This is a genomic window from Microbacterium sp. 11MF (genome assembly GCF_000383475.1).
Taxonomy (GTDB): domain Bacteria; phylum Actinomycetota; class Actinomycetes; order Actinomycetales; family Microbacteriaceae; genus Microbacterium; species Microbacterium aquilitoris.
On record NZ_KB911461.1, the window covers coordinates 399981 to 413153 of the forward strand.

General features: G+C 68.6%; 18 protein-coding genes. 17 read left to right on the forward strand and 1 reads right to left on the reverse strand.

Annotated features, from left to right (window positions below):
- The first annotated feature begins 3 nt into the window (after window positions 1–3).
- From rplF to rplQ, 15 genes are all read left to right on the forward strand, one after another.
- Complete coding sequence (gene rplF / locus H286_RS0113970) at window positions 4–540, forward strand: 50S ribosomal protein L6 (RefSeq protein ID WP_018187338.1); 537 nt, start codon at window positions 4–6, stop codon at window positions 538–540.
- A gap of 2 nt (window positions 541–542) precedes the next feature.
- Window positions 543–902 carry a 50S ribosomal protein L18 gene (rplR, locus tag H286_RS0113975; protein ID WP_018187337.1) on the forward strand — a complete coding sequence of 120 codons (360 nt, stop codon included), beginning with the start codon at window positions 543–545 and terminating at the stop codon, window positions 900–902.
- Entirely contained in the window at window positions 899–1585 is a 687-nt protein-coding gene (gene rpsE, locus H286_RS0113980) for a 30S ribosomal protein S5 (RefSeq protein ID WP_020098643.1), read from the forward strand. The genes rplR and rpsE overlap by 4 nt, the downstream gene beginning before the upstream one ends.
- The gene (rpmD, locus tag H286_RS0113985; RefSeq protein WP_020098644.1) at window positions 1585–1770 is read left to right on the forward strand and encodes a 50S ribosomal protein L30; all 186 of its coding nucleotides are present in this window, start codon (window positions 1585–1587) and stop codon (window positions 1768–1770) included. Before rpsE ends, rpmD begins: the two co-directional genes overlap by 1 nt.
- Complete coding sequence (gene rplO, locus H286_RS0113990) at window positions 1770–2330, forward strand: 50S ribosomal protein L15 (RefSeq protein ID WP_020098645.1); 561 nt, start codon at window positions 1770–1772, stop codon at window positions 2328–2330. The genes rpmD and rplO overlap by 1 nt, the downstream gene beginning before the upstream one ends.
- A gap of 100 nt (window positions 2331–2430) precedes the next feature.
- Window positions 2431–3756 (forward strand): preprotein translocase subunit SecY, encoded by a 1326-nt coding sequence (secY, locus tag H286_RS0113995; RefSeq protein WP_020098646.1) that lies wholly within the window; start codon window positions 2431–2433, stop codon window positions 3754–3756.
- Window positions 3753–4346, forward strand: a complete 594-nt coding sequence (locus H286_RS0114000; RefSeq protein WP_020098647.1) for an adenylate kinase — start codon at window positions 3753–3755, stop codon at window positions 4344–4346. The genes secY and H286_RS0114000 overlap by 4 nt, the downstream gene beginning before the upstream one ends.
- Window positions 4346–5179, forward strand: a complete 834-nt coding sequence (gene map, locus H286_RS0114005) for a type I methionyl aminopeptidase (RefSeq protein ID WP_020098648.1) — start codon at window positions 4346–4348, stop codon at window positions 5177–5179. Before H286_RS0114000 ends, map begins: the two co-directional genes overlap by 1 nt.
- 12 nt (window positions 5180–5191) lie before the next feature.
- Complete coding sequence (locus tag H286_RS0114010) at window positions 5192–5869, forward strand: DsbA family protein (RefSeq protein ID WP_020098649.1); 678 nt, start codon at window positions 5192–5194, stop codon at window positions 5867–5869.
- 149 nt (window positions 5870–6018) lie between these two features.
- Window positions 6019–6240 (forward strand): translation initiation factor IF-1, encoded by a 222-nt coding sequence (infA, locus tag H286_RS0114015; RefSeq protein WP_017201569.1) that lies wholly within the window; start codon window positions 6019–6021, stop codon window positions 6238–6240.
- Window positions 6241–6303: 63 nt separating this feature from the next.
- Complete coding sequence (gene rpmJ, locus H286_RS0114020) at window positions 6304–6420, forward strand: 50S ribosomal protein L36 (protein ID WP_005050492.1); 117 nt, start codon at window positions 6304–6306, stop codon at window positions 6418–6420.
- A 146-nt stretch (window positions 6421–6566) separates the two neighbouring features.
- Window positions 6567–6941, forward strand: coding sequence for a 30S ribosomal protein S13 (rpsM, locus tag H286_RS0114025; RefSeq protein WP_018187329.1), 375 nt, complete (start codon window positions 6567–6569; stop codon window positions 6939–6941).
- Between the two features lie 34 nt (window positions 6942–6975).
- Complete coding sequence (rpsK, locus tag H286_RS0114030; protein ID WP_018171470.1) at window positions 6976–7374, forward strand: 30S ribosomal protein S11; 399 nt, start codon at window positions 6976–6978, stop codon at window positions 7372–7374.
- 117 nt (window positions 7375–7491) lie between these two features.
- On the forward strand, window positions 7492–8481 hold the full coding sequence (locus H286_RS0114035; protein ID WP_018187328.1) for a DNA-directed RNA polymerase subunit alpha: 990 nt from the start codon (window positions 7492–7494) through the stop codon (window positions 8479–8481).
- Window positions 8482–8538: 57 nt separating this feature from the next.
- Complete coding sequence (gene rplQ / locus H286_RS0114040; protein ID WP_020098650.1) at window positions 8539–9108, forward strand: 50S ribosomal protein L17; 570 nt, start codon at window positions 8539–8541, stop codon at window positions 9106–9108.
- A 130-nt stretch (window positions 9109–9238) separates the two neighbouring features.
- Here rplQ and H286_RS0114045 read toward each other — a convergent pair whose 3' ends face one another.
- Window positions 9239–11182, reverse strand: coding sequence for an acyltransferase family protein (locus tag H286_RS0114045; protein ID WP_020098651.1), 1944 nt, complete (start codon window positions 11180–11182; stop codon window positions 9239–9241).
- 201 nt (window positions 11183–11383) lie between these two features.
- Here H286_RS0114045 and H286_RS0114050 point away from each other — a divergent pair, with 201 nt between their 5' ends.
- Both H286_RS0114050 and H286_RS0114055 read left to right on the forward strand, forming a co-directional pair.
- Window positions 11384–12226, forward strand: coding sequence for a universal stress protein (locus tag H286_RS0114050; RefSeq protein ID WP_020098652.1), 843 nt, complete (start codon window positions 11384–11386; stop codon window positions 12224–12226).
- A gap of 34 nt (window positions 12227–12260) precedes the next feature.
- Window positions 12261–13166, forward strand: coding sequence for a PfkB family carbohydrate kinase (locus H286_RS0114055; protein ID WP_020098653.1), 906 nt, complete (start codon window positions 12261–12263; stop codon window positions 13164–13166).
- Window positions 13167–13173: the final 7 nt, after the last annotated feature.

The window sequence follows — 13173 nt, forward strand, 5'->3', positions numbered from 1 at the left end:
GACATGTCGCGTATTGGACGTCTTCCCATCGACATCCCCGCCGGCGTGACCGTTTCGGTCTCCGGCCAGGACGTCGCCGTCAAGGGCCCCAAGGGTGAGCTCAGCCTCACCGTTGCACAGCCCATCGAGGTCAAGGTCGAGGAGAACCAGGTTCTGGTCTCCCGCCCCGATGACGAGCGCGAGTCCCGTGCTCTCCACGGGCTGACCCGTACCCTCATCAACAACAACATCATCGGCGTGACCCAGGGCTACACCAAGGGCCTCGAGGTCGTCGGCACGGGTTACCGCGTCGCTCAGAAGGGCACGGCGGTCGAGTTCGCTCTCGGCTTCTCGCACCCCGTTCTGGTCGAGGCTCCCGCGGGCATCACGCTCACCGTCGAGGGCAACAACAAGGTGACCGTCGCCGGTATCTCGAAGCAGGCCGTCGGCGAGGCAGCTGCCAACATCCGCAAGATCCGCAAGCCCGAGCCGTACAAGGGCAAGGGTGTGCGGTACGCGGGCGAGGTCGTTCGCCGCAAGGCCGGAAAGAGTGGTAAGTAACCATGGCTCTTAAGTCGAAGTCCGACGCACGTTCGCGTCGTCACCTCCGTCTTCGCAAGAAGATCGTGGGCTCCGAGGTGCGTCCGCGCCTCGTCGTGACCCGCTCCGCCCGCCACGTCTTCGTTCAGCTCGTCGACGACAGCAAGGGCACCACGCTGGCCTCCGCCTCGACCCTCGAGTCGGACCTGCGCACGTTCGACGGTGACAAGACCGCCAAGGCCCGCAAGGTCGGCGAACTCGTTGCTGAGCGTGCCAAGGCTGCCGGCATCGAGACGGTCGTGTTCGACCGCGGCGGCAACCGCTACGCGGGCCGCGTCGCTGCGATCGCCGATGGCGCTCGCGAAGGAGGTCTGAAGCTGTGACCGAGAACAAGGAGAACGAAGTGACCGCGACCGAGCAGCCCGCTGCGGCTGCGGCTACGGCCGAGGCTCCCGCCGAGCGTGAGCGCGAGCCGCGCCGCGGTGGCCGCGAGCGCAGCCAGACCCGCGACCGCAACTCGCGCGACCGGGGCGACAACCAGTTCCTCGAGCGCGTCGTCACGATCAACCGTGTGTCCAAGGTCGTCAAGGGTGGTCGTCGCTTCAGCTTCACCGCACTCGTCGTCGTGGGCGACGGCAACGGTCTCGTCGGTGTCGGCTACGGCAAGGCGCGCGAAGTCCCCCTCGCCATCTCCAAGGGTGTCGAAGAGGCCAAGCGCAACTTCTTCCGGGTGCCGCGCGTCGGCTCCAGCATCCCCCACCCCGTCCAGGGTGAGGCTGCTGCCGGTGTCGTGCTGCTCCGTCCGGCTGCTGCCGGTACCGGTGTTATCGCCGGTGGTCCGGTCCGCGCCGTCCTCGAGTGCGCCGGCATCCACGATGTGCTGTCGAAGTCGCTCGGTTCGTCGAACACGATCAACATCGTGCACGCGACCGTTGCGGCGCTGAAGCAGCTCGAAGAGCCGCGCGCCGTCGCCGCTCGTCGTGGTCTCGACTTCGACCAGGTCGCGCCCGCGCGTCTTGTTCGTGCCGAGGCCGACGCCGCCAAGGCTGCAAAGGTGGGTGCATGATGGCTGCTCGTCTGAAGGTGACCCAGGTCAAGTCCAAGGTGAGCGAAAAGCAGAACCAGCGTGACACGCTGCGTTCGCTCGGTCTTAAGCGGATCAACGACTCCGTCGTTCGTCCCGATGACGCGCAGACGCGCGGTTACATCAAGACCGTCGCGCACCTCGTGAAGGTTGAGGAGATCGACTGATGGCTGAGAAGAAGGACGAGACGGTCGAGACCGTCGAGCCCAAGGCCAAGAAGCCGGCAACCCGGAAGGCTGCGGCCAAGCCCGCTGCCGACAAGGCTGCCCCGAAGAAGGATGCGGCACGCCCCGGCGTGCTGAAGGTCCACCACCTGCGTCCGGTCCCCGGATCCAACGTCGCGAAGACCCGTGTCGGTCGCGGTGAGGGCTCCAAGGGTAAGACGTCGGGCCGCGGTACCAAGGGTACGAAGGCTCGTTACCAGGTCAAGGTGGGCTTCGAGGGCGGGCAGATGCCCCTCCACATGCGTACGCCGAAGCTGCGCGGGTTCAAGAACCCGTTCCGCGTCGAGTACCAGGTGGTCAACCTCGACAAGCTCGCGGAGCTGTACCCCAATGGTGGCGACGTCACCATCACGGATCTGGTCGCCAAGGGCGCCGTCCGCAAGAACGAGAAGGTCAAGGTGCTCGGCACCGGCGACATCTCGGTCGCGCTGACGGTCTCCGTCGACAAGGTCTCGGGATCGGCCGAGCAGAAGATCGTCGCCGCTGGCGGTTCGATCAAGTAATCACGTGCCAGGGGCCGGAGGGTAACCTCCGGCCCCTGTTGCCGTATGTTGGAGTGCGGCCCGTCTGGGCGGGCCCGGCATCCCACTGGAGGAAATCCCCTTGTTCAGCGCCATCGCGCGGGTCTTCCGCACCCCGGATCTGCGTCGGAAGATCGGTTTCACGCTCGGCATCATCGCCATCTACCGATTCGGCGCGCACATCCCGGCTCCGTTCGTCGACTTCCCGAACGTGAAGACCTGTCTCGACCAGTCGGGCTCCACCCAGGGCCTCCTGTCGCTGGTCAACCTCTTCTCCGGCGGCGCCCTGCTGCAGCTGTCGATCTTCGCCCTCGGTGTCATGCCGTACATCACGGCGACGATCATCGTTCAGCTCCTGCGCGTCGTCATCCCTCACTTCGAGACGCTGTACAAGGAAGGCCAGGCCGGCCAGGCCAAGCTGACCCAGTACACCCGGTACCTGACGATCGCGCTGGCGCTCCTCCAGTCGACCACCCTCGTCACCGTGGCCCGCTCGGGCCAGCTCTTCGGCATCTCCGGTGTCGCCGAGTGCCAGCAGCTCCTCACCGACGAGGCCTGGTGGGCACAGCTCCTCATGATCGCCACCCTCACCGCGGGGACCGGCCTCATCATGTGGATGGCCGAGCTCGTCACCGAGCGCGGCATCGGCAACGGCATGTCCCTCCTCATCTTCACCTCGATCGCTGCGACGTTCCCGTCCGCGCTGTGGAGCATCGCCGTCGCGCGCAGCTTCGAGATCTTCCTCCTCGTCCTGGCCGTCGGCATCGCCACCGTCGCGCTCGTCGTCTTCGTCGAGCAGTCGCAGCGACGCATCCCGGTCCAGTACGCGAAGCGCATGGTCGGTCGCCGGACGCTCGGCGGCAGCAACACCTACATCCCGATCAAGGTGAACATGGCCGGCGTCGTGCCCGTCATCTTCGCCTCCTCGCTGCTGTACATCCCGGCGCTGATCGCGCAGTTCAACGCCAACCCGGCGGCGGACGGCAGCGTCCCCGGTTGGGTGTCCTGGATCCAGGCGAACTTCGTCAACGGTGACCACCCGCTGTACATGGCGGTGTACTTCCTCCTCATCATCGGGTTCACCTACTTCTACGTCGCGATCACGTTCAACCCCGTCGAGGTCGCCGACAACATGAAGAAGTACGGCGGGTTCATCCCCGGCATCCGTGCGGGTCGTCCCACGGCCGAGTACCTCGACTACGTCCTGACCCGCATCACCCTGCCGGGTTCCATCTACCTGGGCCTCATCGCCCTGCTTCCCCTTCTCGCCCTCGCCACGGTCGGCGCCAACCAGAACTTCCCGTTCGGCGGCGCCTCGATCCTGATCATCGTCGGCGTCGGTCTCGAGACCGTGAAGCAGATCGACGCCCAGCTCCAGCAGCGCCACTACGAAGGACTCCTCCGATGACGCAGACCCCCGCCCGCCTCCTGATCATCGGCCCGCAAGGTTCGGGCAAGGGGACGCAGGGGGCCCGGATCGCCGATCTGCTCGGCATCCCGACCGTCTCCACCGGAGACGTCTTCCGCGCGAACGTCAAGGACGGCACCGAGCTCGGCCTGAAGGTCAAGGCACTGATCGACGCCGGCGACCTGGTTCCGGACGACCTGACGAGTGAGATCGTCCGCGACCGGCTGGAGCAGGAGGATGCCGCAGAGGGCTTCCTCCTCGATGGGTACCCGCGGAACCTCGGCCAGGTCGGTGACCTGGATGCGTTCCTCGACGGGCGAGGTGAGCCGCTCACCGCGGTCATCGAGCTCTCGGTTCCCCGGGACGAGTCGATCGCGCGGCTCTCGCGTCGCGCGGCCGAGCAGGGCCGGTCCGACGACAACGAGGAGTCGATCGCCAAGCGGCTCTCGATCTACGAGTCCGAGACGGCACCCATCCTCGACGTCTACCGCGAGCGCGGCATCGTCGACGAGATCGACGGTGTGGGCTCGCTCGACGAGATCACCGAGCGCATCGCGGCGGCCCTCGCAGCGCGCGGCATCACCGCCTGATGGTGTTCCGCCGCTCCATCTACAAGACTCCCGCGCAGCTGCGCGCGATGGTCGCCCCCGGCCTCATCACGGCGGCTGCGCTGGATGCGGTGCGTCCGGCGGTCCGAGCCGGTGTCACGACGGCCGAGCTCGACGCGATCGCGGAGGCGACGATCGTCGCTCGCGGTGCGGAGTCGAACTTCCAGCTCGTCCGCGGCTACCGCCACACGACCTGCATCTCGGTCAACCAGGAGGTCGTCCACGGCATCCCCGGCGACCGTGTCCTGCAGTCGGGCGACATCGTCTCGATCGACTGCGGTGCGCAGTTCGAGGGGTGGAACGGCGACTCGGCCATCACGATCGTCGTCCCGGATCCGGAGCGGCCTGAGCTCGTCGCGCGTCGGCAGCGACTGTCCGATGTGACCGAGGGGTCGCTGTGGGCCGGCATCGCCGCGTTGGCCTCGGCGTCACGCGTCGGTGAGATCGGCGACGCCGTGCAGACCTACGTCGAGTCGTCGGGGGAGGGCTACGGCATCCTTCGCGACTACGTCGGGCACGGGATCGGACGCAAGATGCACGAGGGGCCGACGGTCTTCAACTACCGCGTCGAAGACCTCGGGCCCGAGGTGCGGCCCGGTCTGTGCGTCGCCATCGAGCCGATGATCGTCGGCGGAGACGAGGCGACCCTGGTCGAGGACGACGACTGGACCGTCAGCACCGTCGACGGTGAGGACGGCTCCCATTGGGAACATAGCGTCGCGGTGCACGATGGAGGCATCTGGGTGCTGACCGCACCCGACGGCGGTGCCGCGGGTCTCGCCGCTTTCGGTGTCACCCCGACCCCCATCTCCTGAGAGGACACGCTCATGGCCACCGCCACGCGCAAGACCAATTGGTTCGCGATCTGGATCAGCGTGGGGGTGGTGGTCGTCCTCGTGGGCCTCGTCGCCGTCGTCGCCGTGTTGAACTCCCGCGCGACCGACCCGGGTCCGGTGCCCGCGGCCAGCGGCATCAACCGGGAGACCGGTGCGATCACCTTCGGCAAGGGGCCCGACAAGGTGTCGACGTACGTCGACTTCATGTGCCCTTACTGCGGTCAGTTCGAAGAGGCAGAGGGCAAGACCATCTCGGGCCTGGTCGACGACGGCAGCATCACCCTCGAGGTGCACCCCGTCACGATCCTCGACCGTCTCTCGCAGGGCACCGAGTACTCGAGCCGTGCGGCATCCGCCATGTACGCCGTCGCCGAGGCCGACCCGGCCAACGCCTACGCGTTCTTCCGGGCCCTGTACGACAACCAGCCCAAGGAGCAGACGCCGGGCCTGACCGACGAAGAGCTGATCTCGCTGGCAAAGGACTCCGGTGTGAAGATGACCGCGAAGCTCGAGAAGGCGATCAAGGACCACGAGTACAAGAGCTTCGCGCAGTCGCAGGAGCTCCCCGAAGGCGCCACGGGCACGCCGACGCTTCTGGTCAACGACCAGATCGTTCCGGTCACCTACGACGCTCAGAAGGACATCGTCGCCAACCTCACGTCGCGTTGACCGGTAGCCCCCGGCGCGTGACGCGCCCGAGTGGCGGGGTGGTCCGATATCACGTACACTAAATCTTTGGTGCGTTGCGCCTGTTTCGGCGTGTCACCACAATCCCCACTCACCGCAGACCGACCGGTCTGCCAACTGTAAGCGAGCGTATGGCCAAGAAAGACGGTGTCATCGAGATCGAGGGCGTGATCTCCGAGGCTTTGCCGAACGCGATGTTCCGCGTCGAGCTCAGCAACGGTCACAAGGTCCTGGCCACGATCTCCGGCAAGATGCGGCAGAACTACATCCGCATCATCCCCGAAGACCGCGTGGTCGTGGAGCTGTCGCCCTACGACCTGACCCGCGGCCGCATCGTCTACCGCTACCGCTAGACCGGTCGAGAAGTAACGCCGCGCTCGTCAGAGCGTCGGCGAAGACAGCGAATCAGGAACATCATGAAGGTCAACCCCTCCGTCAAGCCCATCTGCGACCACTGCAAGGTCATCCGCCGCCACGGCCGCGTCATGGTCATCTGCAAGTCGAACCCGCGTCACAAGCAGCGCCAGGGCTGATGGGATGCCGCGCCTCGCGCGGCCCGCAGGCTCACAACTGAATACATCTCGGCAGGATCAGAACCCGCTCAGCGGGGGACACCTCGGGTCGGAGGCCCGGGCACCGATCCTGCTCCACACCTCCACCGACTCCTAGGAGACATCGCATGGCACGTCTTGCCGGCGTTGACATCCCGCGCGACAAGCGCGTGGTGATCGCCCTCACCTACATCTACGGCATCGGCCGTACCCGCTCCGTCGAGATCCTCACCTCGACCGGTATCGACGAGTCGATCCGCGTCAAGGACCTCAGTGACGAGCAGCTGGTCGCTCTCCGCGACCACATCGAAGGCACCTACAAGGTGGAAGGTGACCTCCGCCGTGAGGTCGCCGCTGACATCCGCCGCAAGGTCGAGATCGGCTCGTACGAGGGCATCCGCCACCGTCGCGGCCTGCCTGTGCGCGGCCAGCGCACGAAGACCAACGCGCGTACCCGCAAGGGTCCCAAGCGCACCGTCGCCGGCAAGAAGAAGGCGCGCTAAAGCGCCGCCGCCACAGGTTTAGGAGAACACTCACATGGCACAGGCCAAGTCCGCAGCGCGCAAGCCGCGCCGCAAGGAGAAGAAGAACATCGCGTTGGGCCAGGCCCACATCAAGTCGACGTTCAACAACACGATCGTCTCGATCACCGACCCCTCGGGTGCGGTCATCAGCTGGGCCTCCTCGGGTGGCGTCGGCTTCAAGGGTTCGCGCAAGTCGACCCCGTACGCCGCCGGCATGGCCGCCGAGTCCGCTGCGCGTCAGGCGCAGGAGCACGGCGTCAAGAAGGTCGACGTCTTCGTCAAGGGTCCCGGCTCGGGCCGCGAGACCGCGATCCGTTCGCTGACCGCTGCCGGCCTCGAGGTCGGTTCGATCCAGGACGTCACGCCCCAGGCCCACAACGGCTGCCGTCCCCCGAAGCGCCGCCGCGTCTGATCCTCGACGGATGCCGGGGGTGGCGACGCGAGTCGCGCCCCGGCATCCCGGACACAACTCAACACTTCACCAATTGCACGTGTCATATAGCGGTCACGTGATTGAAAGGAACACATAGTGCTCATTGCACAGCGTCCCACTCTGACCGAGGAGAAGGTCGGCGACTTCCGTAGCCGATTCGTCATCGAGCCCCTGGAGCCCGGCTTCGGCTACACGATCGGCAACGCGCTGCGTCGCAGCCTGCTGTCGTCGATCCCCGGTGCCGCGGTCACCAGCATCCGCATCGACGGCGTGCTGCACGAGTTCAGCACGGTCCCCGGTGTGAAGGAAGATGTCACCGAGATCATCCTGAACATCAAGCAGCTCGTGGTGTCGAGCGAGCGCGACGAGCCCATCACGGCGTACCTGCGCAAGACGGGTGCCGGCGAGGTCACGGCCGCAGACATCTCCGCTCCGGCGGGTGTCGAGGTCCACAACCCCGACCTGGTCATCGCGACGCTCAACGACTCGGCGAAGTTCGAGCTCGAGCTGACGATCGAGCGTGGCCGCGGCTACGTCTCGGCCACGCAGAACCGCAACGAGTACGCCGAGGCTGGTCAGATCCCGATCGACTCGATCTACTCGCCCGTCCTCAAGGTCAGCTACCGCGTCGACGCCACCCGTGCCGGTGAGCGCACCGACTTCGACAAGCTCGTCCTGGACGTCGAGACCAAGTCGTCGATCAGCCCCCGCGACGCCGTCGCATCGGCCGGTCGCACGCTGGTCGAGCTGTTCGGTCTCGCCCGCGAGCTGAACGTCGAGGCCGAGGGCATCGAGATCGGCCCCGCGCCGGTCGCCGAGGTCCTGACCAACGAGCTCTCGATGCCGATCGAGGACCTCGACCTGTCGGTCCGGTCGTACAACTGCCTCAAGCGCGAAGGCATCAACACGGTGTCCGAGCTCGTCGCCCTCTCGGAGACGCAGCTCATGAACATCCGCAACTTCGGTCAGAAGTCGGTCGACGAGGTCAAGGACAAGCTTGTCTCGCTCGGTCTGTCGCTGAAGGACTCGGTCCCCGGGTTCGACGGCTCGCACTTCTACGGCGGCTACGACGACGAGACCGTCTGATCGGATCTCGGTTCGCCGGGTCCTTTTGACTGACTTTCATTCCCAGGAGTAATTGACATGCCCAAGCCCACGAAGGGTGCCCGCCTCGGAGGCGGCCCCGCACACGAGCGTCTGATGCTGGCGAACCTCGCCGCTTCGCTGTTTACGCACAAGTCGATCACGACGACCGAGACCAAGGCCAAGCGCCTGCGTCCGTTCGCCGAGCGTCTCGTAACGTTCGCCAAGCGCGGCGACCTGCACGCCCGCCGCCGCGTCCTCGCGGTCATCGGCGACAAGAGCGTCGTGCACGAGCTGTTCGCCGAGATCGCCCCGCTGGTCGCCGAGCGTGAGGGCGGCTACACCCGTATCACGAAGGTCGGCAACCGCAAGGGTGACAACGCCCCCATGGCCGTGATCGAGCTCGTCCTCGAGCCCGTCACCCCGAAGGCGAAGTCCACCAAGAAGGCTGCTCCGGCCGCTGCCGCTCCGGCTGCTGCCGAGGAGCCCGCGGTCGAGGAGACCGAGGTCGAGACGCCCGCTGAGGACGCCGCTGCCGGTGCCGAGTCGCCCGAGGAGGGCGCTGCTGCCGAAGCCACCGCCGAGGACGCCGTCGCGTCTGAGGACGAGAAGGCCGACGAGGCCAAGTAAGGCTCCCTCTTCGGAGGGAATCCGAGGGCCCGCCCCCGTTTCGGGGCGGGCCCTTTCTCGTACCCTGCGCCGTGCACGTGTCATGACAGGGCGAGCGGATGCCGGGGCTGCGGCGTCAGCGCGGGTGCGGTCAGCGCGCGCGGTGGAAGGTGTCGCCGACGGCCCACTGGGCGAGCTCGAGCCGGTACTGCAGTTGTGCGCGGCCGTTCTCGACACCGTCGACGCTGGAGGCGACCGCGGCGGCGTAGCGCGCACCTCCGCTGGCGCCGGGGTGGATGCCGTCGCCCGCCAGCAGGTCTTCGTGGCCGGTGATCGCGCCCGACCAGTCGGCGACGGCGACGCCCGGCGTCCGGGCGGCGAAGTCCCGCAGCTCGTCGTTGACGCCGGGGATCCAGTCCCGCGGCGCATGCGCCGTGACGAGGACGAGCGTGCGGTCGGCGCCGACATCCTTCTTCAGCCGTGCCAGGTCATCGGGGTCGACCGGCCCGTTGGTGCCGAGTCCCACGACGACGAAGTCGCGCAACTCGCCACGGGCGGCGAGACGGTCGACGATGGCGACGCCGGCGCTCATCGACCGTGAGACCTTGGCGTCGATGGCGACACCGGGCATCCGGTCGAGCAGTCCTCGGGCAGAGGCGAGCATGACGGAGTCGCCGACGGCGGTGACGCGGGTTCCGGCGACACGGGCGGGCGCCGGGGGAGCGGGGCGGCCGTCGGGGGCGACGCAGAATCCGTCGTCGTCGGCGAGGTGCGCCGAGGGGCATTCGGGGCGCAGCATCGGATCGTCGGTCTGGATCGCGGCGCCGGGGAGGGTCGCGTGCTGCGAATCTGCGGAGTCCGCGTCGAGCGCCGCCTGACCGTCCTGCACGACCGCCTCGCTCGAGGCCATGGGTGGAGCGTCGGCGACGGCGGCGGTGGTCCCCGCCACCACGAGCAGGCCCGCAGCGACCGCGGTGGTGGCGGCGAGGCGCCGGATCGGTCCGCCGCGGAACGCTCGGGCCAGCGACCGCAGCGCGGCGCGGAAGCCGAGGCGCCGGACGGGCTGCTCGACGAAGCGGTACGACACCTCGGCCGCGAGCACCGTCAGGGCGAGGGTCAGGAGTGCGACCTCGACCGGCACCGCGACGTCGGGGGAGGTGCGGGTCGTGGCGACGGTGAGGAGGACGACGAGCGGCCAGTGCCACAGATAGATCCCGAACGAGCGTTCTCCGACCCAGCGCAGGGGCGGGGTGTCGAGCAGTCGCCCCAGCGTCGAGGCGGGACGCACCGCCGCCGCGATGGCCACTGCTGTCAGAACGGATGCCGCCACGAGAAGCCCGGGGAACGTCTCCACGCCCGTTCCGGGGCTCACGAAGGCGAGCCCGACGACTCCGACGACTGCCGCCCCGCCCACGACGCCGGGGACGCCGCGGGAGCGCTCGGAGGGGCGCAGGAAGGCGAGGGCCACGCCGAGGAGCAGCCCGAAGGCGTGCGTGTCGGTGCCGTAGTAGACGCGCGTGGCGTCACCGCTCGCCAGGGCGACGGCTGTCAGAGCGGATGCCGCGGCCAGAGCGACCGCGATCGCGACCCGGCCCCGTCGCAGCAGCATGACGAACGGCAGGACGAGCGGCCAGAGCAGGTAGAACTGCTCCTCCACGGCGAGGGACCAGAGATTCCGGAGCAGTTCGGGGGTGGAGGCATCGAATCCCCCGCCGAAGTAGGAGGACCCGGCAGCCACCGCGACCCAGTTGTAGGCGAAGGTCGCCGCACCCGCGAGCTGTCCGCCGAGCCCGAGGAGGACGTCGCCGCCGACCATCCAGGCGAGGGAGGCGCAGACGAGGACCATGACCCCGATCGCGGGGAGCAGGCGCCGAGCCCGGCGGCGCCAGAAGTCCCACAGGCGGAGCCGGCCGTGCTCCTCGTGCTCGCGGACGAGGAGGGTGGTGATGAGGAATCCGGAGATCACGAAGAAGACGTCGACGCCGAGGAACCCCGCCGGAAGCGCGGGGAAGAGGTGGTAGACGACGACGAGCAGGACGGCGACGGCGCGGAGTCCGTCGAGTCCTGACAGGCGCGCGGAAGGGGTTCGGTTCATGTCGGGGGCAGACATCGGGGGAGGGCGATCACGGGCCGGGGGCGAAGGGCGGCATCCAGTCTAAAGAGCCATGCTGAGGACCGAACCTCTCTTCCGGCGCGGCGCCTTCGCGGATAGGTTGGCAGCACCGAGACACGGACGAGCGCCGCAGACGTCACCGCGATCCGGCTGGCGCCTCGTTCCCAGGAAGGGACGGCCATCATGGCGGGGAACATCATCGTCGGAGTCACGGGCGCGGCGGTGTCGCGTCGGGCAGTGGACTGGGCGATCGAACGGGCGGCGCGGCGACGGCAGTCCATCGAGCTCCTCGCGGTCGTCGGCGGAGCCATCGGCGCCATCGGCGAGGCGGAGGTCCTCGGGGCGGCGCAGACCGCGACGCAGCAGCTGCTCGATGCAGAGGCGCGGCGCGTGACGGATGCCGGTGTCCCGGTGTCCACGCGGGTGGAGTCGGGAAACCCCGTCACGAAGCTCGTCGAGGCGTCGTCGGGAGCGGCGATGCTCGTGATCGGCAGCGACTACCGCGGCCCCGGCACCGGCCCGGCGCGCGGGGTCCACGGCATCCGGATCGCAGCCGGCGCGGCGTGCCCCGTCGTCGTGATCCCCGACCGGGACCTCGGCGAGGGGATGGGCGTGGTGGTCGGCGTCGACGGGTCGGACGTCTCGGAGCACGCGATCGAGTTCGCGGCATCCGAGGCCGACCGTCTCGGCGAACCCCTCATCACGGTCAGCGTCTGGACTCCGGTGCACACACCGCGGAACGCGATGGAGGTCTACCCCGACCTCTACCTCGCGAACATGCAGTCCACGACCGAGGAGATCCTGGCGTTGTCGCTCGCCGGGCTCTCGGCGCGCTACCCGGACCTGCGCATCATCCGCCGGGTGGAGCGGGGACACCCCTCGCACGTGCTCGCCGGTATCGCGGCGGATGCGCGCATGGTCGTCGTCGGCACTCACGGTCGGGGCGCGCTCGCTCGCTTCCTGCTCGGTTCGATCAGCCAGGAGCTGCTCTCGCACCTTCCGACGGTGACCGCCGTCGTCCGGTGACGCGCGGCGGCGGGGGACGTGCGAAAGTGAGGGCATGACCCACGCGACCTCCGTCCTCGTCATCGGCGAGGCCCTGATCGACATCGTCGAGCGCGACGGCGGCGACGTCGAGTTCGTCGGCGGCAGCCCCGCCAACGTCGCCGTCGGCATCGCGCGACAGGGGGTGGCCGCGAGCCTCCTGACGCGCCTCGGGCGCGACGACCGCGGCCGCCGCATCGCCGCGCAGGTGACGGCGTCGGGCGCGGCGATCGAAGACGCGTCGTGGACGGATGCCCCGACCTCCACCGCGAAGGCGCGGCTGCGCCCCGACGGGTCGGCGGAGTACGAGTTCGACATCGTCTGGGCCCTCGATGCCGAGGCGGCTGAGGCGGCGGCAGAGGCGGCATCCGTCGTACATGCGGGGTCGATCGCGCTGTTCCTCCAGCCCGGGGGAGAGGTCGCGCTCGCGACCCTTGAGACCGCGCGACGTGACGGCAGGATCGTGACGGTCGACCCGAACGTCCGCCCCGCGCTCGTGGGCGACGACCCGCGGCCGATCGCCGAGCGCGCGTTCGCGGCCGCGAGCCTGGTGAAGCTCAGCGACGAGGATGCCGAGGCGCTCTACCCCGGCATGCCCGCCGACCGGGTGCTGGAGACGATCGCGGCTCTCGGCCCGGGCGTCGTCGTGATGACCCGCGGCGGGGAGGGGGCCCTCGCCCTCGGTCCGTCGGGGTCGTCGGAGGTCCCTCCGATGGCGGTCGAGGTGGCCGACACGATCGGGGCCGGGGACGCGTTCATGGCGAGCCTCATCACGAGCCTCGTCGACGACCCGGACCTGCTGGCCGGAGACCCCGCGGCACTCGACCTGGCGCTCCGCCGCGCTGCCCTCACGGCGGGCATCACGGTGTCGCGCGAGGGCGCGAACCCGCCCACGCGGGCCGAGGTCGACGCGGCGCTCTGACGGCCGC